This is a genomic window from Aeromonas sp. R7-1, assembly GCF_040908115.1.
GTDB classification, from domain to species: Bacteria; Pseudomonadota; Gammaproteobacteria; order Enterobacterales; family Aeromonadaceae; genus Aeromonas; species Aeromonas caviae.
In genome coordinates this window covers 1-18,303 of the sequence record NZ_JBFODD010000003.1, presented here as the reverse complement: position 1 = coordinate 18,303, position 18,303 = coordinate 1, and the positions used below count along the sequence as shown (strand labels likewise).

The following is an 18,303-nucleotide window of genomic DNA, read 5'->3' as shown; positions in this document are numbered from 1 at the left end:
ACTGCCGACTGCCGACTGCCGACTGCCGACTGCCGACTGCCGACTGCCGACTGCCGACTGCCGACTGCCGACTGCCGACTGCCGACTGCCGACTGGCGCCTTTTCATCGGACCTCATCCTTGATCCCGACTGTTTATGGTTGATTGAAAAACCACCTTGTATGCCATCAGACAAGAGGCGTACAAGTACATTTATCACCCCGCAGCCGCGGGCAGATGGCTCCAGGGTTGTGCAGAAACAGGGTAGCGGCGGTCAAATATGCGGCAAGTTAGGCCTGCAGAAGCATAAATAGGGAGTCAGGGCGTTAATTGCTGGAAGAGCCGTCTCTTCATCCGATATATTGCCTCTTTTCCTCAGGTTTCTTGTGCGGTGGTGTCGATGAAACGCATTCTCTCTATCCAGTCCCACGTGGTGTTTGGCTGTGCCGGCAACAGCGCCGCCGTGTTCCCCATGCGCCGTCTCGGCATGGAGGTGTGGCCCATCAATACGGTGCAGTTCTCCAACCACACCCAGTACGAGGCGGGTTGGCAGGGAATGGCGATGCCGGCGGGCCACATTGCCGCCCTGTGCCAGGGGCTTTGCAATATCGAGGTGCTGGCGCGCTGCGATGCGGTGCTGAGCGGCTATCTGGGCTCGGCGGAGCAGGGGGACGAGATCCTGGCGGTGGTGGCGGCGGTGAAGCGAGCCAATCCGGCGGCCCTCTATTTCTGCGATCCCGTGATGGGGCATCCGGAGAAGGGGTGCATCGTCGCCCCGGGCGTCACCCGCTTTCTCACCGAGCAGGCCCTGCCGGTGGCGGACATCATGGCCCCCAATCTGCTGGAGCTGGAGACCCTGTGCGATGTCCATCTGACAACCCTGGCCCAGACCCGGGTCGCCGCACACCAGTTGCTGGAGAAGGGGGTGAAGATGGTGCTGGTCAAGCACCTGGGTCGCGCCGCCAGCGTCCCCGGCCGCTTCGAGATGCTGCTTGCCACCCCCGAGGGAGACTATCTGATCGCCCGTCCCCTTTACGATTTCGCGCGCCAACCGGTGGGCGTGGGGGATCTCATCAGCGCCCTGATGCTGGCCAACCTGCAGGCGGGATATGATGGGGTGAGCGCCTTCGAGCGCACCAACGCCGCGGTGGATGCGGTGCTGCGACAGACCTGGGAGGCGAATGCCTACGAGCTGCAGCTCATCGCGGCCCAGAGCGCCTTTGCCGAGCCGCAGATTGCCCACAGGGCCGAGCGCCTGGCCTGACGCCATTGATCAGCCCGTGACGGGACGAGCTGATCAAGGCTCAGCTTGCGGCACTGATCGGTGTTGCATCCTGAAAATGTTCGACCCTGGGGAAGGGGTCGTAGAAGTGGTGCAGCAGGGCCTTCCACTCCTGGTACTGAGGGGAGCCCCTGAACCCCCGGATGTGATCTTCCAACCGTTCCCACTGCACCAGCAGCAGGTAGTGATGGGGATCGTCCAGGGCACGCTGCAACTGGTGGCCCAGGTAGCCGGGCATGGCGCTGATGATGTGCTGGGCCCGGGCGAAGGCCTGCTCGAAGTCAGTGGCCTTGTCGGGAATGATCTGCAGATGGGCGACTTCCAATATCATGATGGCTCCTTGCCGATGAGTCTGATTGAACCAAAAACCTATGTGCGCCGAGCCTTGGCGGGGGCAAGACCGGCACGCTGTCCGGTCTTGCCAGGCCGTCTGCCTCAGAGCTGCTTGTAGAAGAACTGGGTGGCGGCGAGGGTGCCGTCCCCATTGCGGGCGAAGTCCGGGATCTGGCCGGCCTCTTGATAGCCGAGCTGGCGATAGAGGCTGGAGGCCACGTCGCCGACCCGGGTATCCAGCACCAGCAAGGTACGCCTGGCGTCCCGGGCCCCTTGCTCCATGGCGTTCATCAGGGCGCGGCCCACCCCCTTGCCACGGGCCTGGCTGTGGACCATCAGCTTTTCCACTTCGGCCCTGTGGCCCCCGTTGGCCTTGGTGCACAGGGAGAGCTGCAGGGCGCCCACCAGATGGTGCTGATCAAACGCCACCCAGAGCTTGCGCACTCCATCCGCCAGCTCCCCCTCGATGCCTTGCCAGTACGCCAGCCCCTGCTCTTCCTGCAGGGGAGGCAGAAAGCCCACCGAGGCACCGCTGGCCACGCAATCTTGCAGCAGGGCGATCAGCGCCGGTTTGATGCCTCTGGTGCTCTCGACCTCAAGGATCTCCATTGAATGTCCTCATCTTCTCTCTTGGCCCACGTGGGGGATTAACGTCTCGGGCGCGGACTCTCCTGCCGGTGCCATTATCATCCGGTCAGGTGCGCCGTCTCTTAATGGATCAGTCCCTGCGCTGCCAGCCACTGGAACAGCAGGCGGGAGACGGGGGAAACTTCGGCCAGGTGGCGGCTGTCCAGCCAGCGCAGCTCTGCGATCTCCGCCGAGGCGACGGGCGTGCCGTCGGCGTCCCCCGTGTAGCAACGCAGATTGACATTCACCCCTTGCGGCTTGCCGTCCGCCTGGGCGCTGAACTCGCAGGCGAACGCCAGGGTATCGGGTTTCAGGGTGACCGCGAGCTCTTCCTCGATTTCACGAACGAGGGCCGCCTCGTCGCTCTCGCCCGGCTCGCGCTTGCCCCCCGGAATGTAGTAGATGTCCTTGCCGTGGGAGCGGGCGCACAGCAGCTGTCCCTCCTTGAAGGTCAACCAGGCGAGTTTGTCGATCATGGGCAGATTCCTCTTGTTGCCACTTGTCAAAGGGGGGCTCGCTGCTCGCACAGGGTGCGATAGGAGCGGGTTTCCCGCATTTCGGGCGCCAGTCCCAGCTGGCTAGCCAGTGCCAGCAACTGCGCGCGGTAGGCGGGCAGGGCGGCCTCGTCGTCAGTCATGATGGCGAGTTCGGCAAAATCACCGACACCTGCCAGGTGATCCACCGTGACGTGGAAGGCCCCCAGAAAATAGATGCTGCGCCGCTTGTCGATGGTCAGCACCGGCCGGTAGCCCAGGGTGCGCACCATGCTGGTCGCCTTGTCCGCATCGGTGATGTTGACCGCCTCGCAGCGATCGGGTCCGGGCCCTTTGACTATCCAGAGCCGGATGCCGCTGGGGGACATGGTGCGGATGATCAGGCTCTTCTCTGCCCGAGCCAGGGCGCCGTCTGCCGTGTCGAAGTAGCAGTCCTGCTCATGATTGTCCGCCACCATCACCTCGGGGCCGAGGGCCGTGAGGGTATGCACAAAGGCGGCGCTGTCCGTCAGGCGGTATTTGAACTCCACCTCGAAGCGCCCCTGAAAGTGGGTGGTCATGGCCTTGCGACGGCTCCCGAACGGCAAATGAATAGGGCAGCCTAGCAAAAGTGCCGGGCTCTCCCAAGCATCGGGATCACAGCTTCGCATCGACTGCCGACTTTATGACCAGATGGTGAGGGAAAATCCGCCCTGGTGCACAGCTTGTGGCCCGGTGGCTGGGCGCCGTACGGGGGCTGTGCTCTAATAAGCTCCCTCTTTGGCGGTATTGCCGCCCTGAACAACGACAACGAGGCGGCGGCCCCGGCCGCGCCAGTGGAGCCACAGATGCAGATCACCTCACAGACCCCCTTTATCGGACTGGGCGTGGCGGGCAACTTCGCCGGTCACCTGGAGCAGGCAGGGGAGGCGGCGGATTTCGTCGCCGTCAAGGTTGACGACAAGGTCGCCCCCAAGGCGCTGTTCCCCTTCTATGTGCCGAACCATCCCGGCCAGCTCGGGGTCTTTCCCCTGAGCGGCGAGGCCATCTTCCTGCCGGAGGCGGCGGTGAGCGGGGACGAAAAGGTGCAGATTGAACCCGAGGTGGCACTGTGGTGCGAGCTGGAGTACGCGGGGGAGCAGGTGGTGGCCATCCATCCCAAGGCGTTTGGCGCCTACAACGACTGCTCCATCCGTCGCCCCAATGCCAACAAGATCAGCGAGAAGAAGAACTGGGGTGAAGAGAGCAAGGGGCTGGCCGCGAACCTGCTGCCCCTGACCCACTTTGCCGCCGGATGCGAGCTCGATGACTACCGCATCGCCTGCTACCTGGAGCGCGGCGGTGAGCTGCACCCCTACGGGATCGACAGCGCGGCGGTGGATTACAGTTACTTCCACGGTCAGTTGCTGGCGTGGGCCATCGACAAGTTCAACCATCAGCAGGACGAAGGCCCGGCCGAGCATATCCAGGGGCTGCTGGCCCAGGCGGGGCGCCCGGCCCATGCGCTCATCAGCATCGGTGCCACCCGCTACACCCCCTTTGGCGAGACCCACTTCCTCGCCCCCGGTGATACCGCCTGCGTGGTGGTCTACCCCGCCAGTCGCTACGACGAGCAGGTTATCCAGGAGGCCATCCGAGCCCGCCGCTTCGGGCCGGATGTCTCCGTGCTGTTTCAGGCGGTCAAGACCCGCTAATCCTGTCGTCAGGCCCGCTTCGGCGGGCCTGACTGTTTTTAAGCACAGCGCAGCCTGTTCCCTGTCGGCTTTCTACCCCCTGTTTGCATACCCTCTATACCTACCGCACGCCATGCCAAGCGCATGATGTTCCTCGATCCTGTTCGCGGTCCGCCATCTGCCTCCCGTGCCCTGAACCGTGCACCTCGAAAGCCGATTGCAGTGGCTGGATATAACAGTATGATTTGCCACAAGAAGTCCATTCTGCCTGCAAGGATCCCGAGTATTCATGGTTGAACTCAAGACCCTGGCCCTGTTTCTGGTGACTGCGGTTGCCGAGATCCTGGGCTGTTATCTCCCTTATCTCTGGCTGACCCAGGGCAAGAGCGCCTGGCTGCTGCTGCCCGCGGCCCTGAGCCTGGCCCTGTTCGCCTGGCTGCTCTCATTGCACCCGACCGCCGCTGGCCGCGTCTATGCCGCCTATGGCGGCGTCTACATCTTCGTGGCCATTCTCTGGCTCTGGGCCGTGGATGGCATCAAACCCAGCCTGTGGGATCTGGTGGGGGCCGGGGTGGCCCTGATCGGCATGGCCATCATCATGTTTGCCCCAAGACCCGCCTGATATCGATGCCAAGGGAGATCAGCATGATGACGACAGTGGTGATAAGAGAGTGTGAGGCGCAGGACTTGGCCGGGCTGCTGGCCCTTTATCAGGAACTCAGGCCTCAGGACCCCGTGCTCGACGAGCAAGGGGCCCGCGAGGGATTGGCGGCGATGCTTGATCTGCCCCATACCCGTATCATGGTGGCCCTGGTGGAGGGCCAGCTGGCCTCCAGCTGCCAGCTCGGGGTGATCCCGACCCTCACCAACGGCGGCCGACCCTTCGGCATCATAGAGCATGTGATCACGGGTGCCGCGTTTCGCCGCCAGGGGCTCAGCCATCAGTTGCTGGAGCATACCCTGGCGCTGGCCTGGGAGCTGGATTGCTACAAGGTGATGCTGCTCTCAGGGGAGGAGCGGGAGGCCGCTCATCGCCTCTATGAGGGACTCGGTTTCAAGGCTGGCATCGAGAAAGGGTTTGTTATCAAGGCGCCGCAATAAGTCCCATGGACTGCTGCATCATCAAAGGCGTGGGCTGTTATCCGCAACATATTGAGGTAGCGATGAAAATTGACGCCGCACAAAAGTGCGATCACCCAACCCTTATCACCATCTGGGAGGCCTCGGTGCGCGCCAGCCACCACTTCCTGCAAGAAGCCGACATAGCGGCCCTGAGGCCCTTGATCCTGGAGCACTATTTCGATGCCGTGACGCTGAACTGTGCCAGAGTAGACAATGGCGAGATCGTCGGTTTTATCGGGGTGGCCGAGGGCAATATCGAGATGCTCTTCGTCGACCCCGGCAGGCAGGGGGGCGGAGTGGGCCGTCTGCTGGTAGCCGATGCCATCCACCGTCTGGGGGCGACCCGGGTGGACGTCAACGAGCAAAATGAACCGGCCCTCGGTTTTTATCGCCACCTGGGTTTCGAGGTGGTGGGCCGCTCGGCACTGGACGGGCAGGGCAAACCTTATCCCCTGCTGCATCTGGTCCTGTCTGCCGAGGCTGGCGCATGAAAAAACCGCCCTCGGGCGGTTTTTTGTTGTTCAGGACGCAGTGCTCGCACCGTCTCACTCCTCGTTGGAGTTGTCCTGATAGTCGCCCCGCTGGGCCTTGGGCAGGCGGCGCATGGGGGCGAAACCGATATCCTCGCCCACCACTTCCCGCTTGCGGGACTTGTTTTGCGCAGGCTGGGCCGGCTTCTTGGCGCCATCCCCCTTGCCTTTCCCGGCGGCGGGTTTGCCCTTGGCGTTGGCACGGGCGCGGGGCGGGTTTTGCACCGGCTTGCTGCCCGGCAGGGTCTGGCGGCTCGGCTTGCCGCTCGGCTCGTACCCTTCCAGGATCTCCACGGTCAGGGATTGGCCGATCAGCGCCTCGATCTCCTTGAGCTGACCCAGCTCGTCCTGGCTCACCAGGGAGATGGCCTCGCCGCCGCGCCCGGCACGGCCGGTGCGGCCGATGCGGTGGATGTAATCCTCCGCCATCTGGGGCAGCTCGAAGTTGATCACGTGGGGCAGCTGATCGATGTCCAGACCCCGTGCGGCGATATCGGTGGCAACCAGCACCCGCACCTTGCCTTCACGGAAATCCGCCAGCGCCCGGTTGCGGGCCCCCTGGCTCTTGTCACCGTGGATGGCGACCGTATCCAGGCCATCTTTCTGCATTTGCTGGGCGAGCCTGTCGGCAATCTGTTTGGTGCGCACGAACACCAGCACCCGCTGCCAGTTGCCACGGCCAATCATGTGGGAGAGCATCTCCCGGCGGCGTTCCCGATCGACCTGGATGATGCGCTGGCTTACCTGCTCTGCGGCGGTGTTGCTGGGATCCACCTCGATGAGGGTGGGATCCTTGAGCAGATCGTCCGCCAGCGCCTTGATGTCATTGGAGAAGGTGGCGGAGAAGAGCAGGGTCTGACGCTCCTCCGGCAGGGCCTTCATGATGCGGCGAATGTCGGTGATGAACCCCATGTCGAGCATTCTGTCCGCTTCATCCAGCACCAGTACCTCGAGGGCGCTCAGGGTCAGGGCACCCTGGGTCAGCAGATCCAGCAGGCGGCCCGGGGTGGCGACCAGGATGTCGACCCCGAGCTTGATGGCGTCCAGGTTCGGCTTGATGCTGACGCCGCCATAGGCGATCAGGGTACGAAACGGCAGGTGGTGGGCATATTTGATGATGCTCTCGCCCACCTGGGCGGCCAGCTCCCGGGTCGGGGTCAGCACCAGGGCTCGCACCTGGCGACGACCGCCACGACCGTGGTTGGCCAGCAGCCGATGAAGCATGGGCAGGGTGAAACCGGCCGTCTTGCCCGTGCCTGTCTGGGCGCCGCCCAGCACGTCCTGCCCGGCCAGGATGGCGGGAATGGCTTGCTGCTGGATGGGGGTGGGTTGTTCGTAACCCAGCTCCTTGACGGCCCGCAGGATGTGCGGTGACAGACCCAGTTCATTGAATGACATGTTCGAGGGACACTCCGAGCCTTGGGCTCAACGGGTGACGGCAGCCTTGGTCCGTCACGACATGGAAAATAGGGTGGGCCGCCATCGAGGCTGGGCCTGAGCCCGGCAAAGCGACCGCACAAGAGACAGTGGGCGCGTAATATAGCAGATGCGAGGCGCACGCGCAGCAGCCGTGTCGCGAGCAGGGTTGCCACGGCCATCCCGGCAGGGAAAGGCCAGGGGGGTGCTAAGAGGGGCCCGCTTCGCCTCGGCGCACACCCGTCAGAGCAGTCCCTCGATGGCCTGCACCAGATCCTCCGGCCTGGTCTGGGGGGCGAAGCGGTCCACCACCCGGCCTTCACGGTCAATCAGGAACTTGGTGAAGTTCCACTTGATGGCCTCGCTGCCAAGGAGTCCGGGCTTTTGCTCCTTGAGCCAGCGATAGAGGGGGTGGGCACCGACGCCGTTGACCTCGCATTTGGCCATCAGGGGGAAGCTGACCGGGTAGTCGAGCGAGCAGAAGCGGGCGATCTCCTCGGCATCGCCCGGCTCCTGATGGCCGAACTGATCGCAGGGAAAGCCCAGGATCTCGAAGCCTTGGGGGCCGAACTGGCGATAGAGGGCCTCAAGCCCGGTGTATTGGGGGGTAAAACCGCAGCGGCTTGCCACGTTGACCACCAGCACGACACGGCCCTGCAGATCGGCGGTGGACCAGGGCGTGCCATCGAGTCGTTGCAGGGGGATGAGGGGCAGGGGCATGGTTTCTCCTGATGCAAGAGGGGCGACAAGGCGCCCGGGGACAATCCTTGCACGTTAACGGGCCGAGGGCCGGGGAGCAAGGGGGAGGGCGTCTGTGCCCCCCAGACTCCTATTGATGGCGGGACTTCTCAAGAGAAGCAATCCGGTTTGTGCCGATGGTCCGAAGTCGCTACAAAGCGCACTCTCTCCCCTCGCTGCGAGCCTATCTTGGACTATCAAGCCGTCATGGATGCCATCTACACCCGGGGTTGGGTGATAGTGGATGATTTTTTAACCGCCGCCGAGGTGGATGCCCTCAAGGCCTGCCTGCCGGATGAGTGGCGACCGGCGGGGATCGGGCGCGAGACCCTGCATCAGGACAACCGCGATATCCGTCGGGATCAGATCCACTGGCTCGACGCCTCCCTCGGCGCCCCGGTGGCCGACTATCTGGCGAGGATGGAGGCACTGCGGCTGGCCGCCAACCAGATGTTGATGCTGGGGCTGTTCGACTACGAGGCCCACTTTGCCCGCTATCGCAGCGGCGACTTCTACGCCACCCATCGCGACGCCTTCGCCGGGCGATCCAACCGCCGGCTCACCTCGGTGTTCTACCTGAACAACGACTGGCAGCCAGAGGCGGGGGGAATATTGCGGGTCTATGACGACAGCGAGCAGTTTCTGATGGATGTCTCCCCCCGGGGCGGGCGGCTGGTGCTCTTCCTGTCTGAAGAGTTTCCCCACGAGGTGCTGCCCGCAAGCCGGGAGCGCTACAGCATTGCCGGCTGGTTTCGGGTCAACGGCAATGGCGCCGGGCGGGTCGATCCCCCCCGCTGAGCGCATTTCATCCTGTTTCTGACACAGGAAGAGACTTTTATCTGCCCGGGCAGGGGGAGGTGCGCCCCATCGGCTGACAAGGCTTCCCCTCCCTTGCTACACTGCCCGCACTTATGTTCGTTTCTGGCTTCGTCCGGTTTTCATGCGGTTGGGTTTGACATGGTGATGACGAAGCCGCTTCTCCCAAGGGATCACATCTAATGAAGAACATGCATGTCTTGCTGCTGTGCGGCGGTGGCGGCTCCGAGCACGAAGTCTCGCTGCGCAGCGCCAATTTCCTCGAAAAACAGCTCGGGCTCCTGCCCGGCATCGAAGTGACCCGGGTCGAGATGTTTGCCGACCGCTGGCTCAGCGCCGACGGTCGCGAGTGCAAGCTGGGGCTGGACAAGCTGCTCTCGTTCGACAGCGTGGCCCGTCCGGTGGACTACGTGGTGCCCTGCATCCACGGTTATCCCGGTGAGACCGGCGATCTGCAATCCTTCCTCGAGCTGGCCGGCCTGCCTTATCTGGGTTGTGACGCCGAGGCGAGCAAGGTGTGCTTCAACAAGATCACCACCAAGCTGTGGCTCACCGCCATCGGCATCCCCAATACCCCCTACCTGTTCCTGACCGAGCAGGGCGAGGCGAGCCTGACCGAGGCGAAAGCGGCGCTGGCCAAGTGGGGTAAGGTCTTCATCAAGGCGGCCTCCCAGGGCTCTTCCGTGGGTTGCTACTCCGCCAGCAACGAGGCAGATCTGGTGAAGGGCATTGCCGATGCCTTCGGTTACTCCGAGCAGGTATTGATCGAAAAAGCAGTCAAGCCCCGCGAGCTGGAAGTGGCGGTCTACCAGTATGGTGACGAGCTGGTGGCCACCTATCCGGGGGAGATCTGCGTACCCCAGGACAAGTTCTACACCTATGAAGAGAAGTACAGCAGCGCCAGTCACACCGAGACCGCGCTCAAGGCCGAGGGGCTGACTCAGGCCCAGGCCGATGCCATCCACGAGTACGCCTTGAAGGCGTTCCGTCAGCTCAAGCTGACTCATCTGTCGCGCATCGACTTCTTCCTGACCGAAGAGGGGGAGATTTTGCTCAACGAGATCAACACCTTCCCGGGCATGACCTCCATCTCCATGTTCCCGAAACTGCTGGAGCACCACGGCCACAGCTTCGCGCACTATCTGGAGCAGATCCTGCGAAAGGCAGTCTGACGTCGCCAGATCCGGTTGCAACGGATGGTGAGTAGGGGCCTCAGGGCCCCTTTTTTCATGGGGGAGAGGCGGGCAGAACGCGGGGAGGGAAGGGGGCAGGGCGCCGCCCGGCAAGCCTTGCCGCCAGGAGGGCGCACCGTTACAATCAGCCCCCTTTTGTCCCGCCACAGGCACCGTCAGAGCCGCGTTCCATGAAGCCCATCCCCGATCACGCCGTCAACCGCCTGCGCATCTGGCGCAAGAGCGTCTCGACCCGACCCTTTCTTGCCCGTGGCGGCAGCGTACCACGCTGCGATGCCTGCCAGCTGCGCCACGACTGGTGTGCCTGCGACTGGCGCCCGGCGCTCAAGGCCGAGGCCGGTTTCTGCCTCATGATGTATGACAGCGAGCCCATGAAGCCCTCCAACACCGGGCGCCTCATCGCCGACGTGCTGCCGGACTCCACCTGGGCCTTTCTCTGGTCGCGTACCGAACCCCATCCCGAGCTGCTGGCCCTGCTGGCGGATCCCGCCTGGCAGCCCTACGTGGTCTTTCCCGCCTGCGAGAAAGCGCCCGACCGCCTGACCGGCGAGGTGGTACTGGCCCCCGGCAAGAAGCCGCTGTTCATCCTGCTGGACGGCACCTGGCCCGAGGCGCGCAAGATGTTCAACAAGAGTCCCTATCTGGACGGTTTCCCGGTGCTCGCCATCAAGCCGGATGCGCTCTCTACCTACGGCATGCGGGTTGCCCACAGCGACGAGCACCTGTGCACCGCCGAGGTGGCCGCCTGCGTGCTGGAAGTGGCCGGGGAGCTGCGGGCGGGACAGGCGCTGCAGCTCTGGTTCAATCTCTTTAGCAGCCGCTACATGGCTGGTCGAGTGAGCCGTGCGCCCGGCGAGGATGAAGCGCCCCTGCTGGAGGGGCTGGAGGCCATCAAGGGCCAGAACCGCGCTCTGGATTAATCCTCATCAGCAGCCGCTACATGGCTGGCCGGGTGAGCCGTGCACCCGGTGCTGATGAAGGGCCCCTGCTGGAGGGGCTGGAGGCCATCAAGGGCCAGAGCCGCGCTCTGGATTAATCCTCATCAGCAGCCGCTACATGGCTGGTCGAGTGAGCCGTGCGCCCGGCGAGGATGAAGCGCCCCTGTTGCAGGGGGTGGCGGTTATCAAAGCACAGACCCTCTCGCACGCTGATTGATGAAAATAAGGAATTAGTTGGCTGCCATTGTTTCGTTGGCTTCATGAGCCCGCCCTCGCTAGGATAGCGACCTGTTGACTCCTTCAGGCTCCAGGCCATGCCGGGCGCCGCCAATCACACGAGGTCTATGGATGGAACTGGAACTGCTCACCCTGGTCGCCCTGTTCGGGGTGGCCCTCATCGCCGGCTTTATCGATGCCATCGCCGGGGGCGGGGGACTCTTGACGGTGCCGGCCCTGCTGGCCACCGGCATGCCGCCAGCCCTGGTGCTTGGCACCAACAAGTTGCAGAGCAGTTTCGGCTCCTTCTCCGCCACCTGGTTCTATGCCCGCAAGGGGCTCCTTGAGTGGGCCATCATCTGGCCGGCGGTCATCTGCACCTTCATCGGGGCGGCCATCGGCACCCTGGCGGTGCAGACCATCGATGCCGCCATCCTGGAGCGACTGCTCCCCTTCCTGCTGATGGCGTTTGCCTGCTACTTCTACTTCTCCCCCAGGGTGAGCGATGCGGAGAGCCAGCGCCGCCTCACTCCCATGGCGTTTGCCCTGCTGGTGGGAGGGGGCGTGGGCTTTTATGACGGCTTCTTCGGGCCGGGCACGGGGTCGTTTTTTGCCATCGGCTTCGTGGCCCTGGCGGGCTTTGGCATGGCGCGGGCCACCGCCCACACCAAGCTGCTCAACTTCACCTCCAACATCGCTTCCCTGCTCTTCTTCACCCTGGGGGGCAAGGTGGTGTGGAGCGTGGGGCTGTGCATGGCGCTGGGGCAGTTCATCGGGGCGCGCATGGGCTCCAAGCTGGTGCTCAAGAAAGGGGTGAAGCTCATCAAGCCGCTGCTGGTGACCGTCTCCCTGGTGATGTCCGCCAAGCTGGTGTGGAGCCAGTACCCCGAGCTCTTTGCCTGGCTGGGCTGAGCCAATATCCCCCATGACGAGGGTCCGATCGCAGATCGGGCCCTCTTGCGTTTCAGCCCAGTGCCGATAGTTGCCGGAAATGGGCTTGCAGCGCCTGCACCAGGCGGGCAATGCGATCGCGCTTGAGGCTGTTTGGCCGATAGACCAGGTGGAGCGGGCGGCCCAGTCCCGGCAGGGGGCGTGCCTGTGTCCCCTGCTCACCCACCAGCGCCAGCAGGCCGGCGGGCAGGAGCACGGGGCCAATGCCTGCCTTGGCCAGCTCGATCAGCGCCAGGTAGGAATCGAGCTCCATGGCGGGGATAAGCCCGAGGGCGGCCAGGGGCTCGCGCAGATAGCGGTTGGAGGGGTTCTCCAGATCCATGGTCAGGATCTTGCGCACCTTGCCCTGCATCCCCTGACTCACGTCGCCTTCAGCCAGTTGCTTGCTGGCCACAGTTTCTTGCAAGGCGCCCTGGTGATCCGGCTGCGCCGCCTCATCCAGAGCGTCCCCCACCAGATAAAAGGGCTCCTCCAGCAGCCGTTCGGCACACAGCCCATGGCCCGGCGGCAGGCGACCGGCGCAGATCCCGAGCAGGGCATCCCCGCCGCGCACCCGGGCCAGAATGACCGGGGTGTGGTGGGTAGAGAGGGCAATGTGGGGATCCCGTTCAAGGTAGGCGTGCATGAAGCGGGCGAGGTAGCCCGCCAGCAGGGTTTCGGAGCAGGCGATGGACAGAGGGGTCTGATCCGTGAGGATCTGGCTGTCCGCCAGCACCCCCTTCATTTCGGCGAGGCTTGGGGCTACCCGGGCGAGCAGCTCACGGGCCTGGGGAGTGAGGCGGATATGACGGCCATCCGGCTCGATGAGCTTCTTGCCAAGGCGCTGCTCCAGCTGGGCGATGCGCTTGCTGACTGCCGACTGACTGATATAGAGGCGGCTTGCAACCTTGGCCATGGTGCCCTCGCTTGCCAGCAGGCAGAGTGTCTCCAGCCCTTCCAGTAACATGCGTCCTCCCTCCTCGTGTGTTGGACGCGGTTACCTTAGGGGCTGGTGGCATCAGGGGCAAGTACCGTTTGCGGCCCTTGATAGCGGCCAGCGCCACGCCTTGACGGGGGGCGCGAAGATCACCAGGTTGCCGATGAGGCTCACCACCACGCCGACGATGGAGACCGTCTGCCAGACAAAGCCTTCATAGAAGGTGGAGAGGGTGAGAGCCACCAAGGGGAAGAGCACGGTGGCGTAGGCCGCCTTGCTGGCACCGATGCGCCCCACCAGGGTGAGGTAGGCGGTGAAGGCGATGACGGAGCCGAAGATGGCCAGATAGACCATGGCGGCGAGGTAGCGCGGGTCGGTGGGCAGGGTGAGTGACTGACCGAGTACCGTGACCCAGCCCAGCAGCAGCGCCACGCCGTAGACCATGCCCCAGGGTACCATCTGCAATACGTGATAGCCCTGGCGCTGTCCGCGGGCGGAGACTAGGTTGCCCAGGGAGAAGCAGAGGGTGCCGGCGCAGGCAAAGAGCAAGCCCTTCCAGCCGTTTGCACCCAGTTGCGCATCCGCCAGCACCGGCCAGAAGAGCAGCAGGGTGCCAAGCAGCCCCAGCAACGATCCTTGCAGCCAGCGCAGGCCCGGTCGTTTACCTTCGAACAGCCAGAGATTGAGGCCGTTGAAGATGCTGGCGCTGGCGAAAATCACCGCCGACAGACCGCTCGGGATATAGAGGGTGGCGTGGTAGAAACAGAGGAAGTTGGTGGAAAAGAGCAACGCGCCGAGCAGGGCTGCATAACGCTGGCCCGCCCAGGGCAGGCGCGGAAACTTGCCGCTCACCGTGAGCAGGGTGAACAGGGCCAGGGCCGCCAGGGCGAAACGATAGAGCACCGAGACCTCGATGGGGATGGGGCCGAGCTGCCAGGCGATGGCAATCCAGGTGCTGCCCCAGATGAGGACGGTGGAAACATAGAGCATCAGATTCATGGTGTGATCCCATCAAGAGAAGATGATGTGATCAGCATGAACCGTGAGGCGGGGCGCCGGCTTGCACCATCTTGCGGTTTTTTCAACGGAGGCGCAGCCTTTGACCATGAGGCGCGATAAGATGGCGACAGGAAAGGGGCGGCAAGTGCCAGAGAGGGACGCAAGCGTGCAGCATGCCATGCAGCAGACAAGACAGGCAGGGGTCTTTGATGCCCTGGTGAGCACCGGTGCCAGGCTGGAGGACTCCTGCTGGCTGGAGCCCGGACTCGGGGTGGCGAGCTGGTGCAACCGCTACGATCAGACCCGCTACCACAAGCCGGGCAACCACACCATCAGCGTCTACCTGCAGGGGGGCGAGCAGACCGAGCGGCTGGACGGCCCCGGTGGCCATGGCGGTGCGGGCAAGGTGTGCATCATGCCGGATCACCACAGGTCCGAGTGGCTGGTGCGCGAGGAGTTTCGCTTCTTCCACCTCTACTTCACCCCCGCCCACTTCACCCGTATCGCCGAGCAGGCGTGCGACAAGGAGGGGCGTCATCTGCAACTGGAAGACAAGACCTTCATCGACGATCCCCAGGCGGCGGCCCTGGTGCAGGGGCAATTGATGAAGCTGGACTGGCAGCACGGCATCGATCGCATGGCGCTCTCCCACGGTGCCTGGATGCTGATGCTGCACGCCTATCGCCATCACACTCGCGAGGCCCCGGCGCTGCCGGAGGTGCGCGGCGGTCTGGCCCCCGCCGTGGTGCGCCGGGTGCAGGAGTATCTGCAGGCTCACCTGGCCGAGCCGATCACCCTGGGAGAGCTCGCCCGGGAGGCGGGTCTGAGCGAATACCACTTCGCCCGGATGTTCGGACAGAGCCTGGGCTGTCCGCCTCACCGCTACCTGCTCGGGCTGCGGCTCAAGCGGGCCAAGCAGTTGCTGGCGGGAAGCGAGCCTCTGGCCAGCATCGCCGCCCAGTGCGGCTTCTCCTCCCAGGCCCATTTTGGCAACCGCTTTCGGGAGGCGTTCGGCCTGAGCCCGGGCCAGTGGCGAGCCCAGTTGTCATTCTCCTGTCACAGATAACCCTGAGACTCTGGGCAAAAGAGGTGTACCCTCTGTCTCTTGTCCATTGAAAGGAATGCCCATTGAATCATCGCAAACGTCAGACCCGCACTCGCCATCTCTGGTTCAACCACTGGAATGCCCCCCTCTATCGCGCCACCCAGCCGACGCCGCCCGAACCGCTCGTTCCTCACAGTTCCCGCTGAAAACGCCGTAACCCGATAGGATTTTTCCGGCAACTTTGCCACTATTGCGCCATCAGGATGGACTGGATATGGCCGCATGTTTCTGGAACGCATTGAAGTCAAAGGTTTTCGCGGAATAAATCGCCTCTCCCTCGGGCTGGACAACACCACTGTGCTCATCGGCGAAAACGCCTGGGGCAAATCCAGCCTGCTGCGGGCCCTCTGGTGCCTGCTGGGGGATGCCGAGCCCTATCAATTTGGTCAGGATGATTTTCACCGGCCCGAAGATCCCGAGCTCGAACCCTCGCGCACGCTGCAACTGGTGCTCACCTTCAGCGAGTATCGTCCCCAGATGTGCCAGCACTCCCGCCGTCTGGCCCGCCTCGGCGCGGCCTGGATCCCCCACAAGGACAAGTTCCACCGGGTGCATTATCGTGCCAGTGCCGAGTTGCAGGACGATGGCAGCGTGCTCACCACCCACGACTTTCTCGACGGCATCGGCAAGAGCCTGGCCATCGACAACAATGAGGCGCTGGTACGTCTGCTCATTACCATGAACCCGGTGTTCAGGCTGCGGGATGCCCGTACCGCCCGGGAGGGCATCGAGCGGCTGCCCTGGGGGGATCTGTGCGAGCAGCGGCTGGACGAGCTGGCCGGCAAGCTCACCGACGAGCCCCAGCGCATCGGCGAGCCTGAACTCAAGGAGGCGCTGCAGGCGGTGCAGCAGTTGATGGAGCACTACTTCAGCGCCCTGGCGCCCATCAAGCACAAGCCTCGCAGCCAGCGGGATATCGTCAATCGCCCCATGACCCTGCGCAATCCCGGCAACCTGCAGGTGCTGCTGCGCAATGCGGACAATCGGGCGCTGCAACTGGCCATGGCGGGCATGGCGGCCATGCTGCTCCACGCCCGGGGCAACCGGGAGCTGGAGGAGGGGGCCAGACCCATACTGATGCTGGAAGACCCCGAGAGCCGCCTGCATCCTACCATGCTGGCCCTGGCCTGGGGTCTGCTGGAGCAGTTGCCCGGCCAGAAGCTGCTCACCACCAACTCGGGGGACCTGCTCTCCTCCTTGCCCCTCAATCAGGTGCGCCGTCTGGTGCGCCGCCAGCAGGACATCCTCTGCCATCAGTTGGGAGGGGAGCGCTACAGCAGCGACGATCTGCGCAAGATTGCCTTCCATGTGCGCATCAACAGGCCCATGTCGATGTTTGCCCGCTGCTGGCTGCTGGTGGAAGGGGAGACCGAGATCTGGCTGCTCTCGGAGCTGGCCCAGATCTGCGGCTACAGCCTGCGGGCGGAGGGGGTGCGCATCATCGAGTTCGCCCAGTGCGGCCAGGCCCCCCTCATCAAGGTGGCCCGGGACTTTGGCATAGAGTGGCACCTGCTCACCGACGGTGACGAGGCGGGCGCCAAGTATGCAAGCTCCGCCCGCTCCCTGCTCAAAGGGGAGCGCGAGCGGGATCGGCTGACCCAGTTGCCGGCGGCAGACATAGAGCACTACCTCTACCAGAACGGGTTCGAGGGGGTGTTCCGGCGTGAGGCGGGGGTCGGGGGGCGCTCCACCCTCAACGCCGGGCGCATCATCGCCAAGGCGATCCACCATCGCAGCAAGCCCGGCATGGCCCTGGCGGTGGTGGAGGAGGCGGAGCGCCTCGGCAGCGAGCACATTCCCCCTGTGCTCAAGCAGATGTTTGCCCGGGTGGTCGCCCTTGCCCGGGGACAAAGCTGATCGGCGACGTTGGGAAGACGGGGGGAGTTTGGATATACTCCCTGCCTCTTGTCCTTCCTTACCCTGTGACGGGTGCACCCGCACCCGGACTGCTGCCGGAGACCCTATGTTCGTCCAACTTCCTTTTTGGCTCTTTCCCCTGACCGGTCTGATGGCCCTGGGGGCCCTGATCGCCGTGGGGCTCGTCCTGTGGCGCGGGGATCTCTGCCCGGGCCAGCGCTCGCGGATCACTACCCAGCTCTTCTCGGTCTGGGTGATCACCGGGCTCTCTCTGATGCTGGCGGTGGAGGCCAAGGTTGCGGGCTGGCTCATCTGGAGTGGGGGGGCCGCCCTGGTGCTCGGTATCGTGCTCTCCCTGGTCCAGTCTCGCCTGGAGGGCAAGCGCGCCATCCCCGCCACCCTGCTGTGGTTGCCCGCCATGCCGCTCGCCCTCTACGGGCTGGGTCTGATGCAGATCCAGGGCTGGCTCGGCGGCCTGCTGCAGATGGCGCTGCTGGGGTCGGCCTTTGCCCACCTGATGCTGCTACGTGCCCGCCACCGCCTGCAAGCCTTCAATCTGCTGCTGCCCCTGGCGGGGCTGGTCTCCGCCATCCTGAGTCTTATCTGGCTGGCGGTGCTGGTGGGTTGGCAGGGGAGCAGCGCCGGGCTCGACCCGCTGATCCCCGGTGTAGTGACCCAGGCCGGCCTGCTGGTCGCAGCCCTGCTGCTCTGGTTCAGCCCCATCTACCGTCAGCAGGAGACGGCCCCCGTGGTGGTCTCTGTGACCCTGTGCGGCCTCATCATCGCCCAGATTGCGGCGACCAGCGTGTTGCACCAGCTGGCCTGATCCCGGCGCATCCTTCCGCCCGCACCTTGTCGTGCGGGCTTTTTTTATGGCAAAGAGGGGCAAGGCGGGGAGGGGCCTGAGGGGCGAGAGATCGCTAGCTGCCTGAAAAAACTGCGATTTGTTGCAAAAGAGCGCAGTATGTGACGGTTTAATCCCCGAATAAACTTTTTTTAGGATATTTACTTGCAATCTCAGCGTTGGCGCCTATTATGGGCGACCTCGGACGCGGGGTGGAGCAGCTCGGTAGCTCGTCGGGCTCATAACCCGAAGGTCGTCGGTTCAAATCCGGCCCCCGCAACCAACCATTTGTATTC

Annotated in this window: 21 protein-coding genes and 1 tRNA gene; 14 read left to right on the top strand and 8 right to left on the bottom strand. The window is 64.0% G+C overall.

Annotation, left to right across the window (positions count from 1 at the left end; translation table 11 throughout):
- The first annotated feature begins 378 nt into the window (after nt 1-378).
- Nucleotides 379-1,242 carry a pyridoxal kinase PdxY gene (gene pdxY / locus AB5Y51_RS00200; RefSeq protein ID WP_042878015.1) on the top strand — a complete coding sequence of 288 codons (864 nt, stop codon included), beginning with the start codon at nt 379-381 and terminating at the stop codon, nt 1,240-1,242.
- 40 nt (nt 1,243-1,282) lie between these two features.
- Here the strand turns inward: pdxY and AB5Y51_RS00195 are convergent, their stop codons facing one another.
- The 4 genes from AB5Y51_RS00195 to cyaB all read right to left on the bottom strand — a co-directional run bounded on the left by AB5Y51_RS00195 (nt 1,283) and on the right by cyaB (nt 3,274).
- Nucleotides 1,283-1,591, bottom strand: a complete 309-nt coding sequence (locus AB5Y51_RS00195) for an antibiotic biosynthesis monooxygenase (protein WP_368177839.1) — start codon at nt 1,589-1,591, stop codon at nt 1,283-1,285.
- A 104-nt stretch (nt 1,592-1,695) separates the two neighbouring features.
- The gene (locus tag AB5Y51_RS00190) at nt 1,696-2,202 is read right to left on the bottom strand and encodes a GNAT family N-acetyltransferase (protein ID WP_010674875.1); all 507 of its coding nucleotides are present in this window, start codon (nt 2,200-2,202) and stop codon (nt 1,696-1,698) included.
- A gap of 101 nt (nt 2,203-2,303) precedes the next feature.
- Nucleotides 2,304-2,696, bottom strand: a complete 393-nt coding sequence (locus tag AB5Y51_RS00185; protein WP_039038593.1) for an NUDIX domain-containing protein — start codon at nt 2,694-2,696, stop codon at nt 2,304-2,306.
- Nucleotides 2,697-2,722: 26 nt separating this feature from the next.
- Nucleotides 2,723-3,274, bottom strand: a complete 552-nt coding sequence (gene cyaB, locus AB5Y51_RS00180) for a class IV adenylate cyclase (protein ID WP_368177838.1) — start codon at nt 3,272-3,274, stop codon at nt 2,723-2,725.
- Between the two features lie 267 nt (nt 3,275-3,541).
- Between cyaB and AB5Y51_RS00175 the strand changes: the two genes are divergently transcribed.
- The 4 genes from AB5Y51_RS00175 to AB5Y51_RS00160 all read left to right on the top strand — a co-directional run bounded on the left by AB5Y51_RS00175 (nt 3,542) and on the right by AB5Y51_RS00160 (nt 5,979).
- Nucleotides 3,542-4,387, top strand: coding sequence for a DUF5718 family protein (locus tag AB5Y51_RS00175; RefSeq protein WP_368177837.1), 846 nt, complete (start codon nt 3,542-3,544; stop codon nt 4,385-4,387).
- 268 nt (nt 4,388-4,655) lie between these two features.
- Nucleotides 4,656-4,988, top strand: coding sequence for a YnfA family protein (locus AB5Y51_RS00170; protein WP_041211490.1), 333 nt, complete (start codon nt 4,656-4,658; stop codon nt 4,986-4,988).
- Between the two features lie 23 nt (nt 4,989-5,011).
- A complete protein-coding gene (locus AB5Y51_RS00165) occupies nt 5,012-5,467 on the top strand; it encodes a GNAT family N-acetyltransferase (RefSeq protein WP_223302554.1) in 456 nt (151 codons plus the stop codon).
- Nucleotides 5,468-5,529: 62 nt separating this feature from the next.
- Nucleotides 5,530-5,979: an acetyltransferase gene (locus AB5Y51_RS00160; protein ID WP_104454251.1), complete on the top strand. Its 450-nt coding sequence runs from the start codon at nt 5,530-5,532 to the stop codon at nt 5,977-5,979.
- 54 nt (nt 5,980-6,033) lie between these two features.
- Here AB5Y51_RS00160 and AB5Y51_RS00155 read toward each other — a convergent pair whose 3' ends face one another.
- Complete coding sequence (locus tag AB5Y51_RS00155; protein WP_323940617.1) at nt 6,034-7,416, bottom strand: DEAD/DEAH box helicase; 1,383 nt, start codon at nt 7,414-7,416, stop codon at nt 6,034-6,036.
- Between the two features lie 261 nt (nt 7,417-7,677).
- Nucleotides 7,678-8,154, bottom strand: coding sequence for a glutathione peroxidase (locus tag AB5Y51_RS00150; RefSeq protein ID WP_167826383.1), 477 nt, complete (start codon nt 8,152-8,154; stop codon nt 7,678-7,680).
- 207 nt (nt 8,155-8,361) lie between these two features.
- Here AB5Y51_RS00150 and AB5Y51_RS00145 point away from each other — a divergent pair, with 207 nt between their 5' ends.
- From AB5Y51_RS00145 to AB5Y51_RS00130, 4 genes are all read left to right on the top strand, one after another.
- A complete protein-coding gene (locus AB5Y51_RS00145; RefSeq protein WP_201926112.1) occupies nt 8,362-8,970 on the top strand; it encodes a 2OG-Fe(II) oxygenase in 609 nt (202 codons plus the stop codon).
- Nucleotides 8,971-9,170: 200 nt separating this feature from the next.
- Entirely contained in the window at nt 9,171-10,160 is a 990-nt protein-coding gene (locus AB5Y51_RS00140; RefSeq protein WP_041215087.1) for a D-alanine--D-alanine ligase, read from the top strand.
- 191 nt (nt 10,161-10,351) lie between these two features.
- Entirely contained in the window at nt 10,352-11,101 is a 750-nt protein-coding gene (locus AB5Y51_RS00135; RefSeq protein WP_216944295.1) for a tRNA-uridine aminocarboxypropyltransferase, read from the top strand.
- Between the two features lie 366 nt (nt 11,102-11,467).
- Nucleotides 11,468-12,247: a TSUP family transporter gene (locus AB5Y51_RS00130; protein ID WP_010674863.1), complete on the top strand. Its 780-nt coding sequence runs from the start codon at nt 11,468-11,470 to the stop codon at nt 12,245-12,247.
- Nucleotides 12,248-12,299: 52 nt separating this feature from the next.
- On the opposite strand, the gene AB5Y51_RS00125 is transcribed toward AB5Y51_RS00130, so the two are convergent.
- Together AB5Y51_RS00125 and AB5Y51_RS00120 are read right to left on the bottom strand one after the other, a co-directional pair.
- Nucleotides 12,300-13,232 (bottom strand): LysR family transcriptional regulator, encoded by a 933-nt coding sequence (locus AB5Y51_RS00125; protein ID WP_201901116.1) that lies wholly within the window; start codon nt 13,230-13,232, stop codon nt 12,300-12,302.
- A 51-nt stretch (nt 13,233-13,283) separates the two neighbouring features.
- Complete coding sequence (locus tag AB5Y51_RS00120) at nt 13,284-14,201, bottom strand: DMT family transporter (RefSeq protein ID WP_010674861.1); 918 nt, start codon at nt 14,199-14,201, stop codon at nt 13,284-13,286.
- Between the two features lie 178 nt (nt 14,202-14,379).
- Here AB5Y51_RS00120 and AB5Y51_RS00115 point away from each other — a divergent pair, with 178 nt between their 5' ends.
- The 5 genes from AB5Y51_RS00115 to AB5Y51_RS00095 all read left to right on the top strand — a co-directional run bounded on the left by AB5Y51_RS00115 (nt 14,380) and on the right by AB5Y51_RS00095 (nt 18,290).
- On the top strand, nt 14,380-15,267 hold the full coding sequence (locus tag AB5Y51_RS00115) for a helix-turn-helix domain-containing protein (protein WP_048208720.1): 888 nt from the start codon (nt 14,380-14,382) through the stop codon (nt 15,265-15,267).
- Nucleotides 15,268-15,329: 62 nt separating this feature from the next.
- Nucleotides 15,330-15,452, top strand: coding sequence for a hypothetical protein (locus tag AB5Y51_RS00110; RefSeq protein WP_256094327.1), 123 nt, complete (start codon nt 15,330-15,332; stop codon nt 15,450-15,452).
- A 76-nt stretch (nt 15,453-15,528) separates the two neighbouring features.
- Nucleotides 15,529-17,163, top strand: coding sequence for an ATP-dependent endonuclease (locus tag AB5Y51_RS00105; protein ID WP_039038583.1), 1,635 nt, complete (start codon nt 15,529-15,531; stop codon nt 17,161-17,163).
- A 106-nt stretch (nt 17,164-17,269) separates the two neighbouring features.
- Nucleotides 17,270-17,989, top strand: coding sequence for a hypothetical protein (locus AB5Y51_RS00100; RefSeq protein WP_202014957.1), 720 nt, complete (start codon nt 17,270-17,272; stop codon nt 17,987-17,989).
- A gap of 224 nt (nt 17,990-18,213) precedes the next feature.
- A tRNA-Met gene (locus AB5Y51_RS00095) sits at nt 18,214-18,290 on the top strand.
- The last annotated feature ends 13 nt before the right edge of the window (nt 18,291-18,303 follow it).